Raw genomic sequence first — 18,936 nt, forward strand, 5'->3', positions numbered from 1 at the left:
TTTTAAATTTAGGACAATCCTTAGTAAAACAGGATAAAAATTAAGGGTTATTATTTTCCGGGCATTTCGCTGACAATATCAGCCAATAAATTAAAAATTTCGCTGAATAATCGCTCGCAGAATGGCGCAATTAATGGCATCAGGGCCGCCATTAATGAAATACCCACGGCGAGGGTGAGTGGAAAACCGATGACGAAAATCGACAGCTGAGGAGCCATGCGATTCAACAGACCGAGTGCGAGGTTTAGGGTGAGTAGCAGCGTCATTATCGGCAGGGCCAACATTAGTCCGTTGAGGAAAATCAGGCTACCCGCCCGCGCCAGCGCGAGAAACGCATTGCTGTTCACCGGATTGCCGCCGATTGGCAAGGTATGAAATGTATCCACCAACAGCGAAATAAGCCACAAATGGCCGTTAAAAGTCAGGAATAACAGCATGGCGAGCATGTCGATCAGTCTCGCCAGTACCGGCATATTCAGACGGCTGCCGGGATCAAAGAAGGTTGCGAAGGAGAGACCCATTTGCAGACCAATTAATTCCCCGGCGGTACGTACTGCCGCGAAGGCAAACTGCATAGTGAAGCCCAGAGCGATGCCGATCAGGATTTGTTGCATTGCCTGCCATAGCGCGCCGATAGAAAAGATAGGGACGTCTACCGGGGGAATCGACGGAGCGATAACGACGGTTATCATTAACCCCAGCCCCAGTTTTACTCGTTTGGGGATCGCGCGCTCGCTGAGAATCGGAGCCGTTGAGATGAGCGCCAGGATGCGCAGCAAAGGCCAGAAGTAAAGATTCAGCCAGTGGAGCCACTCAACGCTGGTCACCTGCAGCATAATGTCATCTACCCGATGATGTAGGGGATATTGCTGAACAGCGTACGCACGTAGTCGAGCAGCAGGTTAAGCATCCACGGGCCGGCAACAATGATGGCAATAAAAACCGCGACAATTTTGGGAATGAAGGACAGCGTCATTTCGTTTATCTGGGTCGCCGCCTGCAAAATACTGATGATAAGACCTGTGACGAGGGCGACCAACAGCAAAGGCGCGGCAAGGGCCAGGGCGACTTTCATCGCCTCTGTGCCCATCATCATGACCGATTCAGGTGTCATTTCGCGCCTCTAACTGTAAAAGCTTTGAGCTAGCGAGCCGACAAGCAATTGCCAACCGTCTACCAACACAAACAGCATCAGCTTGAACGGTAGCGCGATCGTGGCCGGGGGGACCATCATCATCCCGAGCGCCATCAGCACGCTGGCGATGACCAGGTCGATAATCAGAAACGGAATAAAAATGGTAAAGCCTATCTGGAATGCCGTTTTCAGCTCGCTGGTGACATAGGCTGGAAGCAAAATCCGCATCGGTACGGCTTCTGGTCCCTGTAGGGGACCGCTGTTTGCTAAGCGCGCGAAGAGTGCCAGATCGGCTTCACGGGTCTGGCGCAACATAAACTCGCGCAGCGGCTGTGCGCCTTTCTCCATGGCTTCCTGCATAGAGATTTTCTCTTCGCTGAACGGCTGATATGCGTCGACGTAGATTTTGTCGATTACCGGCGACATGATGAAAAAGGTCAAAAATAGCGCCAGGCCCAGTAGCACCTGGTTCGGGGGGGCCGAAGGGGTTCCCAGCGCATTTCGTAACAGACCGAAAACGATGATGATGCGGGTGAAGCTGGTCATCATCAATAAAATGGCGGGCAGGAACGTCAGCGAGGTGATAAACACCAGCGTTTGCACGGGCAAAGACCAGCTTTGTCCGCCGCCAGGCAGCGGCTGGCTAACCAGACCCGGGAGCTGGGCGAGGGCTACTGGGCTGAAAAGCCATAAGCCTGCCAGCGTGATGGATAACAAACGGCGCATCAGGATCTCCCGGGACGCTTAAGCAAACTCTTCATCATGGCCTGGAAATCCGCGGGGGAGGCCGGTTTTTCTTCTGCATCAGCAGGCGCCGGGGGCAGGGTGTGCAACACGTTAATTTGCGAGGCCGTGACGCCCAGTACCAGGCGCGCATCTTCAACCTCAACAATCACCACGCGCTCACGTGGACCCAGTGAGGTACTTGCCGCAACTTTCAGTCCGCGCGTACCGGCGCTTTTGGGGGCAAACCCCATACGCTTAATCACCCAGGCTGCAGCCAGGATCAATACGATGATCCCAAGCAGCGCGCCGCTTACCTGAACCAGCGGTGAGCCGGGTACGGCGGCTGGCTGAGAAACTGTAGCCTGGGTATTCATGATTAACGGCTCAGACGGCGCATGCGTTCAGATGGGGTAATAATGTCGGTGATACGTACGCCGTATTTGTCTGCGACAACCACCACTTCACCCTGGGCAATCAGGTAACCGTTGATCAGGATATCCAGCGGCTCTCCCGCCAGCCCATCCAACGCGACGACCGAACCCTGCGTCAGACGCAGCAGCTCTTTGATGGTCATGCGGGTTCGGCCCAATTCGACGGTCAGTTTGACCGGAATGTCCATGATCAGGTCGATGTCCTGCAAGGCACCGCTGACGTCGCCGCCACCTAACTGCTGGAATACCGCATCGGCCGCACTTTTGGTGGGCGTGGTTTTTTGCTCGTTTAACGCGTCAGCCCACAGATCGTCCAATGCACCAGTGTTCTCATCGGACGGATTATTCATATCACTCATTTGGGCTGTTCCTCATTCAGCGAATTCAAAATCGGGTTTATCAGATGTTCTACGCGTAACGCATACTGACCGTTCACCGTGCCATACTGGCTGGTCAGTACAGGCACGCCGTCCACATGAGCAATAATGCGGTCGGGTTTTTCAATCGGCAGTACATCGCCGGGTTTCAGTTTTAAAATCTGGGATAGCCGCAGCGGAATGTCGGCAAAGTTTGCCACCAGCTCCAGCTCAGAATGCTGAACCTGACGCACCAGATTATTGCGCCAGTTCTGATCTTCATTACGCGAGTTTTCCAGCGGCGGGTTCACCAGCAGCTCACGCAACGGTTCAATCATGCTGAATGGCAGACAGATGTTAAATTCACCGGTCAGGTTGCCAATTTCAACGTGGAATGGGGTATTGACCACGATGTCGTTAGGAGACGTGGTGATATTGGTAAATTTCACCTGCATCTCGGAACGAACGTATTCCACTTCCAGCGGATTGATGGCCTTCCACGCGTCGCTGTAGCTTTCCAGCGCCAGCTTCAGCATGCGGTTGATAACGCGCTGTTCGGTATGGGTAAATTCGCGGCCTTCCACTTTCGTCGGGAAGCGGCCATCACCGCCGAACAGGTTATCGACGGCGATAAATACCAGACTCGGTGAGAACACCACCAGACCCGTACCGCGCAGCGGCTTCAGGTGGATTAAGTTCAGGTTGGTCGGAACCGGTAAGTTGCGCGCAAACTCGTGGTATGGCTGGATACGGATCGCACCCACGGTAATATCCGGGCTACGGCGCAACAGGTTAAATAACCCCATACGGAACTGGCGCGCGAAGCGTTCGTTAATGATCTCCAGCGCCTGTAAACGCTCACGTACCACGCGGCGCTGGGTGTTGGGATCGTAAGGACGAATATCGCTTTCTTTTGCGATACCGGAAATGGGTTCGTCTTTAGTTTCGCTATCGCCATTAAGCAATGCGTCGATTTCAGCCTGAGAAAGAATACTGTCGCCCATGTCTTTACCGCAGAATAAAAGCTGTATAAAGAACGTCGGTGACAACCTGTTTGGGTTGTCCAACAACGAGCGGAGTCGCGAGCGTCTCTTTGATGGCGGCAATGAGCTGTTGCTTACCTTCTTCGGTGGCGAGCGTAGCCGCGTTCTGACGAGAGAACAGCAGCAGCAAGCGGCTGCGCACTTCCGGCAGATATTCGTTAAGACGTGAACGCGTTGCCTCGTCTTTCATGCGCAGCGTGATACCGATATACAGTACACGGTCCGCATCACCCAGATTGACGGTAAAGGTATCCAGCGCAAAGAATACCGGGGCTGGCGGTGGAGCCGGTTCCGCTTTGACGCTGGCGGACGGCTGCTGCTGCATGCGCCAGTAGCTATAACCCGCAGTTGCGCAGGCGGCGAGGGTAATCAATACCAGCAGAGGGATCCAAATAGCGCGTTTACTTTTTTTGTTAATCGCGGAGTCAGTCATCAGATACGGGCTTCCTGTTTCGGTACAGCTTATGGGCTGATTATCCCGTGTCCTGTCCACGACAAAGCGTGGAAAAGACGCGGATAATCATGCTACCTCTGGCGTTAGGCGAAGATGTCTACTGCTCCATCACCGCGTGCTGCGGCTTGCAGTGAGGCTGGCGCTGCCAGTACGGCGTCATCTTCAGCGGCAAAAATGTCTTGTCCCTGAGCGCGACCCGCCTGCTGTTGCTGCCCGGAAGACTGCTGATTACCGGCAAAGCTTTCACTACTGATACTGCTTTGTCCAAGCTGGATACCGCTTTCAGCCAACTGCGTACGCAGCATCGGTAATGCAGCTTCCAGCGCAGCGCGCACGTGACTGTGTGGCGATACCATTTGCAACTGCGCGAGATTGTCATCCAGCTTGAGGGAAATGTGCACCTGGCCCAGATCCTGTGGATGCAGACGCAGTTCTGCGCTTTGCTGGCCCTGGCGAGTAAACAGAGTGACGTGCTGGCTCAGTGATTGCTGCCATTCCTGGCTACCCAATGGCGCGCTTAGCACAGGTGCGGCGGTCGGTAACGGCTGAGCGTGGGACTGCGGGCCACTTAACGGCGCCGTCGTCATGCCAATGCTGGTCGGCGAAGGGGCGCTTTCAATTTCCGCTCTGGTCGTCGCCGCTGCCGTCAACGGGGTTAATGTCGGATTGTTTGTCTGATCTACGCTGCTGGCAGGCGTTGCAATATCCGCTTTGCCTTTTTTGGCATCACCTGGCAGCAATTCGCCAGCATTATCGGCGATAGCGCTGTGTACCGAACCTCGTGACAACGCCGAAAGCGTCGCATCAACGGGGGCTGGCGCGCTGTCGACGGCAGGCGTGGTCTGCGGTTGTCCTGGCAGCATGGCGAACAACGCGCTCAGGTTGGCGAGATCCTCATCGCTCAGTGCGGTGTTTTTTTCATCCTGCTGAGCGACTTTGCCCAGAGTCGTCAGGGCATTAACTTTCAGTGAGGGCGTGAGGGCAGACAACAGTTGCTGAGCGTCTGTCATGTCGACAAGAGAAGCATCAGTGTGCATCTCTTTTTGCGCCAGTAGTTCGGTCAACTTGAGCGACGGTGCTGAATCGCCATTTTTTTGCAGTAACCCTTTTTGCAGTTTGCTACCGGCCGCCTGTAAGTCGGCAAACGACAGCGGGGCGTCTTTACCCTGCGCGTTGTCCGCACCTAATGCACCCGCCAGCAGCGCTAAAAAATCCTCGGGTGAATCAACCGCTTTGCCTGACTGAAGACCTGCGGCTACGTCGGTGTCGGTGGTAATCAGTTGGGGTAAAGTAATCATTCGGGTTTCCTCATAGCTGCACGCTGAGCAAATTCATCCATTTTTTTCTGATCCAGGCGGTTTTCGGCCAGTAACGCCGCCGAGGTTTGTCTGTCCTGCAGAGTCTGCCACGCCTGTAAACGTTGTTTTTTGTCGCGCCAACTGTTCAATGCCTGGTCTACTTTCTGCGTCCACTGATTGAGCTGTTGGCGGTGTTGCTCAATCGCTTTTTCCAGCGTCTGAATAAATTGTTGGTAATTGATCCAGCGATTACTGGTAATACCCTGACCCATGTCACTGTTCAGATTGTTGCGATACTCATGCTGATAATCGATCAGCATTTTCAACTGCTCTTCCGCCTGCTGACAGCCACGACGCATCTCTCCCAATAAGACAGCGGCGTCATCTACCTCTTTTTCAGCCAGGTCTTTAAGTGTGGCTAATGCACCATGTTGTGCCATGACCTATGCTCTCCTGCTTACTCACACACCAGGGAAAATCAGTTCTAACGCGTGCAGAGAATCTTCCCAGTCCGCCCGTTCAAAAATGCCTTGCTGTAAGAATGCTTCCAGTTGTGGCCATAGGGCGATGGCTTTATCCAGCATGGGATCGCTGCCTTTGGCATACGCCCCCACGCTGACCAGATCGCGGTTGCGCTGGAAGCTGGATAGCAGCTGTTTAAAGTTTCGTACCCGCGCATAGTGTTGTTCACTAATAAGCGCGGTCATGGCGCGGCTGATCGAAGCTTCAATATCGATGGCCGGATAGTGACCCGCCTCGGCCAGATGACGGGACAGCACAATGTGGCCGTCCAGAATCGCGCGCGCGGAATCCGCAATGGGGTCCTGCTGGTCGTCACCTTCGGTCAGTACCGTGTAAAACGCGGTAACGGAACCACCGCCGTGAATACCGTTCCCGGCACGTTCGACCAGCGCCGGTAATTTGGCGAATACTGAGGGGGGATAACCTTTCGTTGCTGGCGGCTCTCCGATCGCCAGGGCGATCTCACGTTGCGCCATCGCATAGCGGGTGAGGGAATCCATAATTAGCAATACGTGCTGTCCACGATCGCGAAAATCTTCGGCGATACGCGTGGCATAGGCCGCGCCTTGCATACGTAACAGCGGCGAGACATCTGCGGGAGCAGCAATCACCACCGAGCGTGCACGACCGTCGGTACCGAGAATATTTTCAATAAAATCTTTAACTTCGCGACCACGTTCGCCAATCAGACCCACGACGATAACATCGGCCTGGGTATAGCGCGCCATCATGCCGAGCAGAACGCTTTTACCGACACCGGAGCCCGCGAAAAGTCCCATACGCTGACCGCGACCGACGGTTAACAACGCGTTGATGGGACGTACGCCGGTATCCAGGACGTGTTCAATCGCGGTGCGTTGTAGCGGGTTAAACGGCGGCGTAATCAGCGCCCCGGTTTCGGTGGTATCCGGGGCGGGCAGACCGTCGAGCGGTTTGCCGCTACCGTCCAGCACCCGACCCAGCAATGCAGGGCCAAGCGGTAATTGCTTCCCGCTTTGCAGACCTTCTCCGGCAATGTTTTTTGCGTACACGCGTGCGCCGGGCAGAACGCCTTCAACCTCTTCGAGGGGCATCAGAAACAGACGCTGACCGTTAAAGCCCACAACTTCACTTTCGACCTCCTGGGTTTCGTTGCCGTCCTGGCGTTCAATAACGCAGGTGGCGCCCAGCGGCAACTGTAATCCCGTGGCCTCCAGCACCAGCCCAGTGGCGCGGGTCAGGCGACCGTAACGGCGCACCGCAGGCAGCAGCGACATTTTCTCTTCGAAGCTGTCCAGCGTATTGAGCCAGCGAGTCAGGCGAGTGGTCATTACACGACTCCCGGTGCTGCCAGACGGCAGAGTTCTTGCCAGCGCGTGGCGACGCTGGCATCCAGATCGCCTTCATCGGCTGAGACTTTACAGCCGCCGTGATGCAGCGTCGGATCACCGCGCAGCCGCCAGCCGTGCAGGCTGAGGGTCGCACCGAGCATTTCTTCTACACGCTGGAGATCGTCCGGATGTACGCGTAGCTGCGGTTTACCGCTAAACAGCGGTTCTTGCTGTAACAGCTGTTGGATTTGTTTAATCAGCGCAGCGTTATCCACAATAGGCGTCTGACCTATAACCTGACGCGCAGCTTCCAGAGCCATTTGCATCAGACGCGAGGCAATGACGCTGTCCAGTGCGTCCAGCGTATTCTGAAACTCGCTCACCAGTTGCTGCATGCGGGCATGGATCGGCGCATGCTGAGCGCGCGCCTGGTTCTGGCCTTGCTCCAGCCCCTGACTCAGACCTTCCTGATAACCTTGTTCGTGGCCTTTTTGTCGACCTTCCGCCAGACCCGCGTTATAGCCTTGCTCATGGGCCTGCAGTTGCAGCTGTGCAAGCTGCTGTTCAAGCTGTTGCTCTGCGGAAAGCTCTGGTTCTTCTGTTTCTTCTGACAGCGGGTTTTCGCTGTGGTCAGCCAGTACGAACTCCGCCATCGGTGGGGCGAGGTCGTCCGGGGTCCAGACTTTCCACGGCAGTTCGTTAGACATAGGTATCCTCGCCGCTGCCTATCACCATCTCGCCGGTTTCCGCCAGACGACGCACAATAAGCAGAATGGCTTTCTGTTCGTTTTCCACCTGCGACAAACGCACCGGACCGCGGTTGGCGAGGTCGTCGCGCAGAATATCGGCAGCACGTTGCGACATGTTGCGCAGGAACTTCTCGCGCAGCGGCTGTTCGGCACCTTTCAGGGCAATCAGCAACGATTCGGAATCCACTTCCTGCAGCAGGCGCTGGATACTGCGATCGTCGACATCCACCAGGTTCTCGAACAGGAACATCTCGTCGATAATTTTCTGCGCCAGCTCGCCGTCGAATTCGCGTACGGCGGTAATAACCGCTTCTTCCTGCTGGGTTTTCATCAGGTTGATAATTTCTGCCGCCGTTCTCACGCCGCCCATTTTGCTGCGCTTGAGGTTCTGGCCATCGAGCAGGCCGTTGAGTACCTCGGTCAGTTCTGCCAGCGCGGCAGGCTGTACGCCGCCAAAAGTGGCGATACGCAGCATCACGTCGTGACGTAAACGCTCGTCGAACAGCGCCAGTATATCGGCAGCCTGGCCCCGCTTGAGGTGCACCAGAATGGTGGCGATAATCTGCGGATGCTCGTCGCGGATAAGGTCGGCGGCGCTTTGCGGCTCCATAAAGTTAAGCGTTTCAATGCCGCTGGTGGTATCGCGGGTTTCCAGAATATCTTCCAGCAGACTGGAGGCACGTTCCTCGCCCAGCGCTTTCACCAGCACGGAGCGCAGATATTCGTTGGCGTTGATATTCAGCGCGGCAAACTGTTCGGCTTCTTGTTCAAATTCGGCCAGCACTTCCGTCAACTGCTTGTTGGAAATCTGGCGAACGTTGGCCATCGCCGTACTGAGCGCCTGAACTTCGCGCGTGGAAAGGTGCTTAAACACCTCCGCCGCGCGATCTTCGCCAATGGTCATCAGCAGGATGACGCTTTTATCGGTACCGGTAAGATTACTCATGATCGTTACTCATCCACTGGCGAATGACCAGCGCCACGACGCGCGGATCGTTATCTGACATTTCACGAATACGCTGACTCATGACTTCTGCTCCCAGACGCTGATTAGTACGACGCTGCTGGGTTTGTTCGTCTTTGCTGAGGCGAACTTCTACCGCTTCTTCGGTTTCCTGACGGACACGCGTTTGTTCTTGTACGGCTTTCGCTTCTTCGCTGCGACGGACCAACTGCGGACGAACGGCTTTCCGCCACAGGATCCACGCCACCAGCAGAACCAGCAACCAACGACCTGCGGACATTAACTGATCAATAAAGAACGGCTGTTTCCAGAACGGTAGCTCGCCAATGGAATCGTCGGTCGCCGTGAAGGGAGAGTTCACCACGTTCAGGGTATCGCCACGTTTGTCGGAGAATCCCATCGCTTCGCGGGTTAGATCCTCAATCTGTTTCATCTGCTCGGCTGTTAACGGCAACGGTTTGCCGTCTGGTAACGTTTTGTAGTTGACCACAACAGCCACCGAAAGACGCTGCACATCGCCAACGTTCATTTTGGTATGGCGAATGGTGCGGTCAACTTCATAGTTGCTGGTTTCATTGCGCTGAGTATTGCGCGGGCCGGCATTATTACTGTTATTCGCCGTCTGTGCGTTTTGCGTATTTTGCGCGTTTTGCTGATTAGCGGGTGGGTTGGCGATTGGCGCAGTATTTGCCGGAGCGGGCTGATTTGACAACGCGCCCGGTACGCCGCCTGGTGCTCCGCTACCGACCTGCTCACTGACGTTCAACTGACGAGAACGCAGCACGGCCTGGGACTCATCACCGTTTGGACGGTACTGTTCTTCGGTTTGCTCTTTGTTGGCAAAATCCAGCTGCGCGGTAACCTGCGCATGTACGTTACCGTTGCCGACAATCGGCGACAGAATTGATTCGATACGACGCTGAACGCGGCCTTCGACGTCGCTGGCGTATTTCAGCTGCGCATCGTTAAGATCGCGGCTACTGGTATTTGACTGGGTTAACAGATGCCCCGCCTGGTCGACCAGCGTAACGTTGCCCGGCGGCAAGCCTGCAACAGCGCTGGAAACCAGATGCGTGACCGCACTGATCTGACCTTCATCCAGCGCGCGACCCGGTTCCAGATTGACGGTGACGGAGGCTGAAGGCGCTTTTTGCTCACGCACAAACAGCGACGGTTTCGGCATAGCCAGATGCACGCGGGCGCGTTTTACCGGTCCCAACGTTTCAATCGTACGGGCTAATTCACCTTCCAGCGCGCGCTGGTAGTTGACCTGCTCGCTAAACTGGCTGATACCAAACTTTTCCTGATCCAGCAGTTCAAAACCCACCGCGCCGCCTTTGGGCAGACCTTGCTGCGCCAGACGTAAACGCAGTTCGTGGACTTTATCGGCAGGAACTTCAATGGCGCCGCTTCCCTCAGTAAAACGGTAGGGAACGTTCATCTGCGTCAGTTGGGTGACGATCGCGCCACCATCCTGATCGGAAAGATTGCTGAACAGCGTGCGGTAGTCAGGTGCTTTGGCCCACAGGACCATCGCCACGATGATCGCGACGGCAGCGGCTCCCGCCACAATCAGAGGAATTCTGGGATTCGCGCGCAGGCGGTTTAACCACTCGAGAGGTTTAAGCTGGGTTGCAGTCGATGCTGTCGCACTCATCTCGCACCTCGTGGCTTATCGTGGACGGCGTTTTTTGCAAAGTGGAACAAGACTCACTCCCGGGTCAGCAAACTCGAAAAATTGACGGTCTCATTATTTGCGGTTTCGAATTTTTCTATGCGTTAAAAACCGTGGTTTTTTATCGTTATTTAACGCCTTTATCTTATTGACTAACTGGTAATCTCAACTACGTAAAAAATTATCCAGGGGATCAGAATGTCGGCAATACAGGGGATTGAAGGGGTCATCAGCCAGCTACAGACCACGGCGATGTCAGCAAAAATGCAGGATATGCAGCCACAACCGACCGTGAGCTTTGCCGGTCAACTGCATGCGGCGTTAGACAGGATCAGCGATGTACAAACCGCGTCCCGTGTGCAGGCTGAGAAATTTACCCTCGGTGAACCGGGTATTGCGCTGAACGATGTGATGACCGATATGCAAAAAGCGTCGGTATCGATGCAGATGGGGATCCAGGTGCGCAACAAACTGGTGTCGGCGTATCAGGAAGTAATGTCGATGCAGGTGTAGCAAGCCGAACATTCTCCCGCTGCGTCGGGCAACGGGAGAATCGCATTACTTCTGAATTAAATAACGAATCGTTGGACCATCCTGCTGAATATCCAGCACCGTATAGCCGTGATTACGCGCATCCAGTGGAATATTGTTGATTGACTGCGGGCAATCGCTCACCACTTCCAGAATCTCACCTTTCTTCAATTGCGGCATCGCTTCCAGTGTGGCGACAGCCGGATACGGACACGGCTCGCCGACCATATCGAGGCGATAATCAGGCACGATATTTTTCATACAGACTCCTTGGCAGGCGTCAGCCCAGCGCGACGGAAGAAGCGTTTTTCCCAGCCGATGATGAGCATCAGCGCGGTAAATAACAGCAGATAGGTTACCAGCAGGCCACCGAGCGGGCCGAAGGTGTTGAGCAGATTCACTTTGTCCCAATTGGTGGCAAGTGCAGGAGCAAAATCATCCCAGTAGTAGGCCAGAATGGTCGAGCCAATAACGTTGCCCAGACCCACCCACCAGTAATGCACCTGGCCTTCAACGGCGCGGTACATCCAGCCCGTTTCACACCCGCCCGCCAGAACAATGCCGAAGCCGAACAGCAAGCCGCCGATCACCGCATTCGGACCTGCCCACATGATTTTAGGCTCGACGCCCAGTTGCACGTAGCTAAAGATACCAATGGCGCTGACCGCCATCCCGAAGATGATCGCTTTCGCCATATGGGTGCGACCGGAAATCCACAGGTCGCGGAAGGCGGAGGTGAAGCAGATTTGCGCCCGTTCAATCAGCAGCCCGAACCCGACGCCGAACAGCATGGCCAAACCAAGTTTGGGCTTATCCATCGCAGTGAGGAGCGCCCAGCCGATCATGGCGATAAACACCAGCATGCCGAGGCGGAAACGGCGACGGGCCTGATCCGGCTTTTGCGTTAACGGAGAAGCGGCGGAGACTTTCTGCATTTTAACCGGAATACGAAACATCGGCAGCAGGGTAAAGCGTGCGCCAAACCATGAGCCAATAGCCGTTGCCAGGGCGAAAAACCAGGCGTGTAGCGAGAACTGTGGAATACCGGTGAAGAATGCGGCCAGGTTACAGCCCATTGCCAGCCGGGCGCCGAATCCGGCAATCATTCCGCCGACTATCGCCTGCATAATGCGCACCCGACTGCGCGGCATGCGTAATTTGACGTTGTTTGCCCACAATGCGGCAGCAAAACAGCCCCCGAACATACCGAGGATCATCATGCCGTCAATGCGGGTCAGGGGTGAGCCTTCGAGATGGATCAGCTTGTAGTATCCCCATTCTTCGGCGTGAACGCCGAACAGTTGCAGGATTTGACCACCCCAGCGAGTGAATTCGCCGGTAACGGCCCAGAAGGTTCCCGTAATGCCGAAATAGTAGGTAGAGAGAATACCCGCTGCGATGACCGCAGGGGCGGGGGCCCAAAATTTAATTAACCAGGCCTGTTTGAAGTGTTGCCATGACATGCGTTGTGCCTCTGAACTCAGAAGGTATGTAACAAGAAGTGTGGATACTACACCGATCAGAATTTTTGACTATGAGTAATAAGAGGTAACACCGTCTGGATCAATCTTTCTCGACACTGCCGAAAGGCTGGCGACATCAGGCCTTTAATGCCACAATCCCATTTTCTTCGCATGCAGGATGAATGATGAAAAAATTAGCAATCGTTGCTGTATTTCTGGCGCTTACCGGATGCGCCGAAGTAGAAAATTATAACGACGTGGTGAAAACGCCAGCGCCAGCCGGTCTGGAAGGATACTGGCAGTCAAAAGGTCCGCAACGCAGTCTGGTGAGCCCGGAAGCGATTGCCAGCCTGGTGGTAACAAAAGAGGGCGACACGCTGGATTGTCGCCAGTGGCAGCGAGTGATCGCGCTGCCGGGGAAACTGACGATGATCTCTGGCGATCTCACCAACGTGACGGTGAAACGCGAGCTGTATGAGATTGAGCGGGAAGGCAATACGCTGGAATATGACGGTATGACGCTGCAGCGGGTCGACCGCCCGACGCAGGAATGTGCTGACGCGTTAAAGAAAACGCCGCTGGCCACGCCACTGCCATAAGCTATACGCCCCGGTAGCCAACGGCCACCGGGGTTGAGCTTTATAACACGTCTTCAATCACCCACACGCTGACGCTACCGCCGTTGCAATAAAACGTCGCTTCACCGTTTTCATCGGTGACCACGCTTTCTTCGCGATTTCCCAGATAGTCGCGCCAGGTTTTATTCCCGTAATTCGCACCGAGATTGATGGTCTTTTCCCCGTCATCGCCGTTAGACAGAACAACCACACAGCCGGGATCGTCGTCCGTTCCGCTGCGGCTAAAAGCGATACAGTTAGGGTGATCGAAAAAGAGCGTCTGTACCCCGTGTGCGAAGCGCTGGCGCGCGAGGATCAGTTCATCAAGCTGTTCAATGATCGGCATGTCGATAGGATAGGTTTCGCCATCGCCGCCGGTGTCTTCGTAATGCGCTCCGTAGAGGTCAGGATAAAACACTGACGGCACGCCGTTTTCGCGCAACAGGATCAGCGCATAGGCCAGCGGCTTAAACCACGCTTCGACAGGGGCTTCCAGCGCCTGCAAGGGCTGAGTGTCGTGATTGGCCACCAGCGTGACGGCATGAAACGGATCGGCTTCCACCAGGGTGTCGGTGAAAATCTGACTCATGTCGTAATCGCGTCCCTGACGGGAGGCTTCGTGGAATTTCATCTGTAAAGGGGCGTCGAATAGCATAGTTTTCCCCTCCACCTGATTAATGTAGGTTTGCAGCTTGTCGACTTCATGCGACCAGTATTCCGCGACGATAAACAGCGGCTTGGGGGCGACTTCCTGCACATGCTCAATCCACTCTTTATAAAACCATGCCGGAATATGTTTCACGGCATCTAAACGAAAGCCGTCACACTGGGTTTGCTCCATCACCCAACGCGCCCAGTATTTGATCTCCTCAGTTACGGCGTGATTGCGAAAATCGATGTTTTCGCCCATCAGATAATCAAAATTACCCAACTCATCATCAACCTGATCGTTCCAGCCTTCGCCGGTGTAGTCGTTCACGATTTTAAAAATGCCGTCTTCGGTTGGGTTTTCGATATGGTCAATACCGCTGAAGCATTTAAAATCCCAAATGAATTGCGAGTACTGGCCCGCGCGGGCAGGGAAGGTGTAGCGCGTCCAGCCTTCGCATTCGACGATCTCATCGTCTATTTGCGTGCGGTCCTCGGCGTTAACCCGCTGGACACGAATATTCTCTTTCTCATCTGCACCCATTTTGTGGTTAACCACCACGTCAAGCAGTACGGCAATATCATTGTGTTTTAGCGCGTCTATCGCCGCCAGCAGCTGGTTTTTATCGCCATATTTAGTGGCGACGGTTCCCTTTTGGTCGAATTCGCCCAGATCAAACAGATCGTAGGAGTCGTAGCCAACGGAATAGCCGCCGGATGCGCCTTTATAAGCGGGAGGTAACCACACCATATTGATGCCGATGTCATTGAGTCCACCTGCGCGTTCGGCAAGTTCGGGCCAGAGTTGACCGCCCTCGGGGTAATACCAGTGAAAATACTGCAATAACGTGGGATTTTTCATCTTCCGTGCTCCAGAAGTCGTTTGGCCGACCTCTGGAGTATGGAAGATTATTCAGACGAGACGGGAAATTATTGTGGGGCAGTGGGGGCGTCGGGAACTAACAGCATGCCGGAAAGACGGCCATAAGCGTTATTTAGCGTCTTTTGGCGCGTCGACTGACCGATGAGATTGCTGAGTTCATCCAGACGCTGCTGCAACAATGTTTTGAGCAGTTGTTCGTTATCCAGCGTCTGTTTAATGTACCCGGCCACTAAATCCTGAATACTTCGCGTAATGCCTGGTGGAGTTTGCTCTTCCATGACCACTTCAATACTTTGCAGATAGGTAACTTCCTGTTCCAGTAAAAGGTCCCATTCACCGCGCTGCGCCAGTTCCAGCAGTGAGTGACTGAGCAGCGCGATGCGCTGCCAACGGTTGATAAACTCCACGGCTGAGGTCATTAACGAGACTCCTGGGAAGATGCTTTCGGTGAGATCTGTTTCCAGGCATCTGCAATGTTGCCGAGTAACCCTTCGACTTCTTCAATGGCCTGACAATCATTACGCAAGTTAGCTTGCAGTAAACGGCGAATCATATAGTCATACAGAGAAGACAGATTGGTGGCGATTTCGCCGCCATTCTCTTGATCAAGTCCTGCCTTCAGGCCATTGTCGATAATATTAATGGCTTTACTTAACGCCTCACCTTTGGCGACGATATCACCCTGTTGCATAAACAGGCGAGCGCGCACCAGGGCGCTGTTCGCGCCATCAAACAACATTTCAATCAGCTGATGCGGGCTGGCGCTCATTACGCCACTCTCTATGCTGACCTGTGCATAGGCTTTGGTACCGCTCGCGGTATACATACTTACCTCGTGTTATCAGGAATTACTCATCGCCGTAAATTGCTGGCCCAGATAGTTACTGGTGCTGTTCAGCTTGCTCATCATGGTGTCCAGCTGCGTAAACTGCGCTTTATAGCGCGCGACGGTATCGTCGATGCTGTTGCTGACGGCCAGATACTGTTTGGTCAGTTTTTTCAGCGTGGCGTTAATATTGTCCTGGGCAACGTCAATAATGCCGTCATCAGCCAGGTAACCTTTTACTTCGGTGGCGATTTTGGTGGTAATACCGGTTTCTTTACCATCACCAACCAGTAATTGACGAGTCGCTGCGGTGTTATCTTTCAGCGCTTTTTCCAACTTGGTGTCGTCAATTTTCAGCTTGCCTGAGGTACCGTCGGTGGTAATACCGATTTCACCCAACGTTTTGAATGCACCATCGCTGGCACCATTGGAAAACTGGGCGCGAATGCCTATCTGGATAGTGCGTACCGCGCTGTCGCCGATCAGCGCACCGTTATTTTTATCTTGTGCTTCGGCTCCCGGATCAACTTCAGTGTATTTGGTCAGCGTTGAAAACGTATCCAGCAACGAGTTATAGGCATCCACCCAACCTTTGATTGCTTCGGTTGCTTTATCATTGCTCTTGGTGACGGTGATTCGCGCGTCGGTGACTTCTTTAGTCAGATTCAGCGTTACGCCCTGCGGGGCATCGGTAATGGTGTTGCTTGGGCGTTCAATATCAATACCATTAACTTTCAATAACGCATTTTTTGCTTCCACCAGCTGTTTCATATTTCCGCTGCCGGCGGTGCTGTCGTAGGCCAGTAAATCATTGAGCTTACTGTCGCCGCTGACGGAAATGGTCATCTTATTATCGACACCGCTATCGGCCGTTAATACCAGTTGGTAATCATTTTCTTTAACTTTAACGATGCTGGCGGAAATACCGCTGTCGGCGTCGTTAATAGCATCTCGAATTCCTTCCAGCGACGTTTGGTCTTTGCTGAGTTTAATTTCCAGCGGTTCTTTACGGCCTTTTTGCTCAATTTTAATGGTACGGCTGTCTGAGGAAGTGTCACCTAACGCCTCTTTCATCGAACTGATACCGCTTTTGGTACTTAATGATTGCGCCTGCGCAAGTTGCGTTACGCTGATCATATAGGTCCCCGGTGCTGCACCGGCGGAGGTCGTGGCCGTCAGATCTTCTGTGCTGCTGGTTACGGTAGTACTTTTAAATAGATCGGCACTGTTCAGTGTTGTATTTGCTGTCTGGAATTTTTCCAGCGCGCTTTTCAGCGTGCCGTAGGCTGTTAGCCGTGCAGTATTGGAACTCTGCTGTTGGGTAATTGGAGTTAAACGTTTTTTTTCAGCAGTAGTCAGGTTTGTCAGCAATGTATCCAGTGGTAAGTTTGAGCCGACGCCCAATGATGTAAATGAAGGCATGCCTAATTCCTTGTGATTGCAAACAGTAGTTAAGCGGGTTATCGGCAATCTGCGCGCAAAGTTTAATAATAGTTTTGCAAAAATAATGCGCAGAATAGTGGGGCATAATGCGGGTATTTCGGAGGCTAAGAAAAAAGAGGGCGGAAAGTAAAAATTTTCTAAAGTTCGAAATTAAGGTGCCGATACATGGGTTACGGTGAGAAACCGTGGGCAACAGCCCAATAACATCAAGTTGTAATTGATAAGGAAAAGATCATGGCACAAGTCATCAATACAAACAGCCTGTCGCTGTTGACCCAAAACAACCTGAACAAATCTCAGTCTACTCTGAGCTCCGCTATCGAACGTCTGTCCTCTGGTCTGCGTATCAACAGCGCGAAAGATGATGCAGCTGGTCAGGCGATTGCTAACCGCTTCACCGCAAACATCAAAGGTCTGACTCAGGCTTCTCGTAACGCCAACGACGGTATCTCCATCGCGCAGACCACTGAAGGCGCGCTGAATGAAATCAATAATAACCTGCAGCGTGTTCGTGAACTCTCTGTTCAGGCAACGAATGGTTCAAACTCTGATAGCGACCTGACCTCTATCCAGAACGAAATCACTCAACGTTTAAGTGAGATTGACCGCGTATCCGGCCAGACTCAGTTTAACGGCGTGAAAGTACTGGCTCAGGATAACACTCTGAAAATCCAGGTCGGTGCAAATGATGGTGAAACCATCTCTATTGACCTAAAAAAGATTGACTCCAAAACTCTGGGAATGGACGGTTTTAACGTCAATGGCTCAAAAGCAGCGACAGGTAGCGATTTAGTGTCTAAGTTTGACGCTACTGGTTATGATGCTTATACCGTGGGTGGAAAAGAATTTCGTGTTGATCTGAAAACAGGTGCAGTAACTGGCGATGATGGAGTTGGTGGTTTTGAAGCTAAGTTTGTAGATGCAAAAACAGGCGCATTGGTTAAAGATGCGACTAAAACGAACGGAGCAGCTAAATATTCCACAACAGCAACCGCTGCTGCTGATGCTGACGCTGTGGCTATTGCAACCGCTGCTAAAGATTTAAAAGTTGGTCAGACATTCAACGCTGCAGGTATTGACTTTACTGTAAGTGGTTCCGATGCAAGTGCTGACGGTCATGGTACCTTCACTGCAAACATTGGCGGCAGTGTTGTTACATTTACTACAGCAGGCGCTGACTTAGCCAACTCAACATTAAAATCTAGCGAGAGTGTCTATACCTCATCTGTATCTGGTAAGTTAACAACTAAAAGTGCTGAAACTAACTTAGCTGCTACAGTTGCTGACCTCAAATCTGCAGGTACTAAAACTGGTAGCGCTCTGACTATTGATGGCAAAGTTTATGATGTTTCAGCTGATGGTAGCAAAGTTACCAACGGTGGTGTTGCGATGTTCCTGAGCCAGAATCAGGCTGGTAAAGCGACTCTAGTTACTGAAAGTGTTGCCAAGAAAGCGACAGCTAATCCTTTGGAGACAATTGATAAGGCGCTGGCTCAGGTTGATGCACTGCGTTCTGACCTCGGTGCGGTGCAGAACCGTTTTGATTCCACTATCACCAACTTGGGTAACACTGTAAACAACCTGTCTTCAGCTCGTAGCCGTATCGAAGATGCTGACTACGCGACCGAAGTGTCTAACATGTCCAAAGCACAGATCCTGCAACAAGCAGGTACTTCTGTACTGGCACAGGCCAACCAGGTTCCGCAGAACGTACTGTCTCTGCTGCGTTAATTTACGCTTATCGCGCAAACCCCGCTCCGGCGGGGTTTTTTACATTCAGCTTTACCCGTAACCCCCAAATAACCCCCCATTTCACCCACTATTCACCCGATTAAAACCCCTGCAGAAACGGATAATCATGC

General features: G+C 53.2%; 22 protein-coding genes. 3 read left to right on the plus strand and 19 right to left on the minus strand.

Annotated elements, in window-relative coordinates; all coding sequences use genetic code 11:
- Positions 1-50 precede the first annotated feature (50 nt).
- The 13 genes from fliR to fliF form a co-directional block, all read right to left on the minus strand.
- Positions 51-836, minus strand: coding sequence for a flagellar biosynthetic protein FliR (gene fliR / locus HV229_RS09975; protein WP_019077076.1), 786 nt, complete (start codon positions 834-836; stop codon positions 51-53).
- An 8-nt stretch (positions 837-844) separates the two neighbouring features.
- Positions 845-1,114 (minus strand): flagellar biosynthesis protein FliQ, encoded by a 270-nt coding sequence (fliQ, locus tag HV229_RS09980; RefSeq protein WP_003030425.1) that lies wholly within the window; start codon positions 1,112-1,114, stop codon positions 845-847.
- 9 nt (positions 1,115-1,123) lie between these two features.
- A complete protein-coding gene (fliP, locus tag HV229_RS09985) occupies positions 1,124-1,861 on the minus strand; it encodes a flagellar type III secretion system pore protein FliP (RefSeq protein WP_006684053.1) in 738 nt (245 codons plus the stop codon).
- On the minus strand, positions 1,861-2,238 hold the full coding sequence (gene fliO / locus HV229_RS09990; RefSeq protein WP_029139581.1) for a flagellar biosynthetic protein FliO: 378 nt from the start codon (positions 2,236-2,238) through the stop codon (positions 1,861-1,863). Before fliO ends, fliP begins: the two co-directional genes overlap by 1 nt.
- Positions 2,238-2,651, minus strand: coding sequence for a flagellar motor switch protein FliN (gene fliN, locus HV229_RS09995; RefSeq protein ID WP_003030433.1), 414 nt, complete (start codon positions 2,649-2,651; stop codon positions 2,238-2,240). Before fliN ends, fliO begins: the two co-directional genes overlap by 1 nt.
- On the minus strand, positions 2,648-3,652 hold the full coding sequence (fliM, locus tag HV229_RS10000) for a flagellar motor switch protein FliM (RefSeq protein WP_003030434.1): 1,005 nt from the start codon (positions 3,650-3,652) through the stop codon (positions 2,648-2,650). Before fliM ends, fliN begins: the two co-directional genes overlap by 4 nt.
- 4 nt (positions 3,653-3,656) lie before the next feature.
- A complete protein-coding gene (gene fliL, locus HV229_RS10005; protein ID WP_016153493.1) occupies positions 3,657-4,124 on the minus strand; it encodes a flagellar basal body-associated protein FliL in 468 nt (155 codons plus the stop codon).
- A 104-nt stretch (positions 4,125-4,228) separates the two neighbouring features.
- A complete protein-coding gene (fliK, locus tag HV229_RS10010; RefSeq protein ID WP_047502069.1) occupies positions 4,229-5,443 on the minus strand; it encodes a flagellar hook length control protein FliK in 1,215 nt (404 codons plus the stop codon).
- Positions 5,440-5,883 carry a flagellar export protein FliJ gene (gene fliJ / locus HV229_RS10015; protein ID WP_016153491.1) on the minus strand — a complete coding sequence of 148 codons (444 nt, stop codon included), beginning with the start codon at positions 5,881-5,883 and terminating at the stop codon, positions 5,440-5,442. The genes fliK and fliJ overlap by 4 nt, the downstream gene beginning before the upstream one ends.
- A 21-nt stretch (positions 5,884-5,904) precedes the next feature.
- Positions 5,905-7,275 carry a flagellar protein export ATPase FliI gene (gene fliI / locus HV229_RS10020; protein WP_016153490.1) on the minus strand — a complete coding sequence of 457 codons (1,371 nt, stop codon included), beginning with the start codon at positions 7,273-7,275 and terminating at the stop codon, positions 5,905-5,907.
- A complete protein-coding gene (fliH, locus tag HV229_RS10025; protein WP_016156842.1) occupies positions 7,275-7,982 on the minus strand; it encodes a flagellar assembly protein FliH in 708 nt (235 codons plus the stop codon). The genes fliI and fliH overlap by 1 nt, the downstream gene beginning before the upstream one ends.
- Complete coding sequence (gene fliG, locus HV229_RS10030; protein ID WP_016153488.1) at positions 7,975-8,970, minus strand: flagellar motor switch protein FliG; 996 nt, start codon at positions 8,968-8,970, stop codon at positions 7,975-7,977. Before fliG ends, fliH begins: the two co-directional genes overlap by 8 nt.
- On the minus strand, positions 8,963-10,645 hold the full coding sequence (fliF, locus tag HV229_RS10035) for a flagellar basal-body MS-ring/collar protein FliF (protein ID WP_016156841.1): 1,683 nt from the start codon (positions 10,643-10,645) through the stop codon (positions 8,963-8,965). Before fliF ends, fliG begins: the two co-directional genes overlap by 8 nt.
- 216 nt (positions 10,646-10,861) lie before the next feature.
- On the opposite strand from fliF, the gene fliE reads away from it, so the two are divergent.
- Positions 10,862-11,176: a flagellar hook-basal body complex protein FliE gene (fliE, locus tag HV229_RS10040; RefSeq protein WP_016153486.1), complete on the plus strand. Its 315-nt coding sequence runs from the start codon at positions 10,862-10,864 to the stop codon at positions 11,174-11,176.
- 45 nt (positions 11,177-11,221) lie between these two features.
- Here fliE and yedF read toward each other — a convergent pair whose 3' ends face one another.
- Together yedF and yedE are read right to left on the minus strand one after the other, a co-directional pair.
- On the minus strand, positions 11,222-11,455 hold the full coding sequence (gene yedF, locus HV229_RS10045; RefSeq protein WP_000790504.1) for a sulfurtransferase-like selenium metabolism protein YedF: 234 nt from the start codon (positions 11,453-11,455) through the stop codon (positions 11,222-11,224).
- Entirely contained in the window at positions 11,452-12,657 is a 1,206-nt protein-coding gene (gene yedE, locus HV229_RS10050; protein WP_019077070.1) for a selenium metabolism membrane protein YedE/FdhT, read from the minus strand. The genes yedF and yedE overlap by 4 nt, the downstream gene beginning before the upstream one ends.
- A 185-nt stretch (positions 12,658-12,842) precedes the next feature.
- Between yedE and yedD the strand changes: the two genes are divergently transcribed.
- Positions 12,843-13,256, plus strand: coding sequence for a lipoprotein YedD (yedD, locus tag HV229_RS10055; protein WP_016153484.1), 414 nt, complete (start codon positions 12,843-12,845; stop codon positions 13,254-13,256).
- Between the two features lie 40 nt (positions 13,257-13,296).
- Here yedD and amyA read toward each other — a convergent pair whose 3' ends face one another.
- From amyA to fliD, 4 genes are all read right to left on the minus strand, one after another.
- The gene (gene amyA / locus HV229_RS10060; RefSeq protein ID WP_181547456.1) at positions 13,297-14,784 is read right to left on the minus strand and encodes an alpha-amylase; all 1,488 of its coding nucleotides are present in this window, start codon (positions 14,782-14,784) and stop codon (positions 13,297-13,299) included.
- Positions 14,785-14,852: 68 nt separating this feature from the next.
- Positions 14,853-15,224 (minus strand): flagella biosynthesis regulatory protein FliT, encoded by a 372-nt coding sequence (gene fliT, locus HV229_RS10065; protein WP_003030458.1) that lies wholly within the window; start codon positions 15,222-15,224, stop codon positions 14,853-14,855.
- Positions 15,224-15,631, minus strand: coding sequence for a flagellar export chaperone FliS (gene fliS, locus HV229_RS10070; protein WP_047502078.1), 408 nt, complete (start codon positions 15,629-15,631; stop codon positions 15,224-15,226). The genes fliT and fliS overlap by 1 nt, the downstream gene beginning before the upstream one ends.
- Positions 15,632-15,646: 15 nt before the next feature.
- A complete protein-coding gene (gene fliD, locus HV229_RS10075) occupies positions 15,647-17,053 on the minus strand; it encodes a flagellar filament capping protein FliD (RefSeq protein WP_181547458.1) in 1,407 nt (468 codons plus the stop codon).
- A gap of 255 nt (positions 17,054-17,308) precedes the next feature.
- On the opposite strand from fliD, the gene HV229_RS10080 reads away from it, so the two are divergent.
- Complete coding sequence (locus HV229_RS10080; RefSeq protein WP_181547460.1) at positions 17,309-18,805, plus strand: flagellin; 1,497 nt, start codon at positions 17,309-17,311, stop codon at positions 18,803-18,805.
- Positions 18,806-18,936: the final 131 nt, after the last annotated feature.

Source organism: Citrobacter sp. RHBSTW-00524 (assembly GCF_013747755.1).
Lineage (GTDB): Bacteria > Pseudomonadota > Gammaproteobacteria > Enterobacterales > Enterobacteriaceae > Citrobacter > Citrobacter braakii.

What these genes read in the sequence shown, in the direction of transcription:
- fliL (WP_016153493.1), bottom strand. Translation starts at nt 4,124, where the DNA reads ATGACTGACTCCGCGATTAACAAAAAAAGTAAACGCGCTATTTGGATC.
- HV229_RS10080 (WP_181547460.1), top strand. Translation starts at nt 17,309, where the DNA reads ATGGCACAAGTCATCAATACAAACAGCCTGTCGCTGTTGACCCAAAAC.
- fliQ (WP_003030425.1), bottom strand. Translation starts at nt 1,114, where the DNA reads ATGACACCTGAATCGGTCATGATGATGGGCACAGAGGCGATGAAAGTC.
- fliT (WP_003030458.1), bottom strand. Translation starts at nt 15,224, where the DNA reads ATGACCTCAGCCGTGGAGTTTATCAACCGTTGGCAGCGCATCGCGCTG.
- fliK (WP_047502069.1), bottom strand. Translation starts at nt 5,443, where the DNA reads ATGATTACTTTACCCCAACTGATTACCACCGACACCGACGTAGCCGCA.
- fliP (WP_006684053.1), bottom strand. Translation starts at nt 1,861, where the DNA reads ATGCGCCGTTTGTTATCCATCACGCTGGCAGGCTTATGGCTTTTCAGC.
- fliN (WP_003030433.1), bottom strand. Translation starts at nt 2,651, where the DNA reads ATGAGTGATATGAATAATCCGTCCGATGAGAACACTGGTGCATTGGAC.
- fliF (WP_016156841.1), bottom strand. Translation starts at nt 10,645, where the DNA reads ATGAGTGCGACAGCATCGACTGCAACCCAGCTTAAACCTCTCGAGTGG.
- fliI (WP_016153490.1), bottom strand. Translation starts at nt 7,275, where the DNA reads ATGACCACTCGCCTGACTCGCTGGCTCAATACGCTGGACAGCTTCGAA.
- yedE (WP_019077070.1), bottom strand. Translation starts at nt 12,657, where the DNA reads ATGTCATGGCAACACTTCAAACAGGCCTGGTTAATTAAATTTTGGGCC.
- fliH (WP_016156842.1), bottom strand. Translation starts at nt 7,982, where the DNA reads ATGTCTAACGAACTGCCGTGGAAAGTCTGGACCCCGGACGACCTCGCC.
- fliR (WP_019077076.1), bottom strand. Translation starts at nt 836, where the DNA reads ATGCTGCAGGTGACCAGCGTTGAGTGGCTCCACTGGCTGAATCTTTAC.
- yedD (WP_016153484.1), top strand. Translation starts at nt 12,843, where the DNA reads ATGAAAAAATTAGCAATCGTTGCTGTATTTCTGGCGCTTACCGGATGC.
- fliS (WP_047502078.1), bottom strand. Translation starts at nt 15,631, where the DNA reads ATGTATACCGCGAGCGGTACCAAAGCCTATGCACAGGTCAGCATAGAG.
- fliM (WP_003030434.1), bottom strand. Translation starts at nt 3,652, where the DNA reads ATGGGCGACAGTATTCTTTCTCAGGCTGAAATCGACGCATTGCTTAAT.
- fliE (WP_016153486.1), top strand. Translation starts at nt 10,862, where the DNA reads ATGTCGGCAATACAGGGGATTGAAGGGGTCATCAGCCAGCTACAGACC.
- fliG (WP_016153488.1), bottom strand. Translation starts at nt 8,970, where the DNA reads ATGAGTAATCTTACCGGTACCGATAAAAGCGTCATCCTGCTGATGACC.
- yedF (WP_000790504.1), bottom strand. Translation starts at nt 11,455, where the DNA reads ATGAAAAATATCGTGCCTGATTATCGCCTCGATATGGTCGGCGAGCCG.
- fliJ (WP_016153491.1), bottom strand. Translation starts at nt 5,883, where the DNA reads ATGGCACAACATGGTGCATTAGCCACACTTAAAGACCTGGCTGAAAAA.
- fliD (WP_181547458.1), bottom strand. Translation starts at nt 17,053, where the DNA reads ATGCCTTCATTTACATCATTGGGCGTCGGCTCAAACTTACCACTGGAT.
- amyA (WP_181547456.1), bottom strand. Translation starts at nt 14,784, where the DNA reads ATGAAAAATCCCACGTTATTGCAGTATTTTCACTGGTATTACCCCGAG.